General features: G+C 56.3%; 1 protein-coding gene. It reads left to right on the forward strand.

Features of this window, described 5'->3' with window-relative positions; genetic code table 11:
* The first annotated feature begins 88 nt into the window (after nt 1-88).
* Nucleotides 89-376: a Rossmann-fold NAD(P)-binding domain-containing protein gene (locus HMPREF2884_RS00005; RefSeq protein ID WP_204371245.1), complete on the forward strand. Its 288-nt coding sequence runs from the start codon at nt 89-91 to the stop codon at nt 374-376.
* Nucleotides 377-1,086: the final 710 nt, after the last annotated feature.

Consider the following 1,086-nt stretch of genomic DNA (forward strand, 5'->3'; position numbering starts at 1 on the left):
ATTCATCCGCACATGTGCGGATGAATGTGGGAGGTGTTCGGATAAAGTTGATAATCAAGGTGAAGTCTCCAGCTCCAGCTACATGGATGTGTTCTATCCGAAGTACCAGGTGACCTGGGATATGATGAACGTTGCCGGTCCGAACAGCATGTTCATGCACTGCCTGCCCGCCAACCGTGGCGAGGAAGTCGTCGACGAGGTCATGGACGATCCCGAGCGCTCCCTGTGCTGGGTCGAGGCCGAGAACCGCAAGCACTCCATTCGCGCCATCCTGGCCACTCTGTGCCCCCAGAGCGAGCCCGACGAGCAGAAGGCTGCGGCATACCGCGCCACCATCAATGAGCGCATGGCCGCTCTCGGTAAGCACGGTCTGTAAGACGTACCAGGTCGGGCGAGCTACGGCTCGCCCGCCTTCGCAGGAGATGGGCGACCTCATGGCCATCGGCGAGGAGAACTGCAAGGTCTCCGACGACAACCGAGTGCATCAAGGGCGCCGACTTCATCTACACCGACGTGTGGTATGGCCTGTACGATGCTTTCTGATGGGCGGCAGCAGATGCTTGTCTCTTGCTGCCCATCATCTGCGCCACTGCGCGTAGGCACTGGCGCCCTGTCTGAAGTTAAACAGACCTTTCGAGTGTGCACGAAGTGATTGCGCCAACAACGAAGCCCCAACCTGCTCGCTAACTCATGGGCAAGCCACCTGAGACTACTCATTTCCCCTACTAGCAATGAAGGCCTGCAACCTGCAGTTTTGCAAACTGCTTGAAAGGCGCCTGCGTTGATTCACTTCCTATTGCAGCTGGCGGCTCGCACACGAAAAGGCACTTGAGTTTCAAAGCGGGCGTTTTCGTCGATATCGAACCTCTAAAGGCTGTCCGCCGTGCCCTTTGGGACAAAAACGAAAACTCAAAGCCCCGAGTTTGGAATGAGTTTTTGAGATTGCCCCGGCTTTTGTCCCCGAAGCCGATGAAACACGACATAGTGTTACTTGGCGGCACTCGGTTTGAGACGGCATCGAAAACTGAGGACAACTGGAATGTCGGGACAGTAAAACGGCTCTTCAGAGTTGAGTGTGGTTGGAGG

It is taken from the genome of Rothia sp. HMSC073B08, from assembly GCF_001812975.1.
Classification (GTDB): domain Bacteria; phylum Actinomycetota; class Actinomycetes; order Actinomycetales; family Micrococcaceae; genus Rothia; species Rothia mucilaginosa.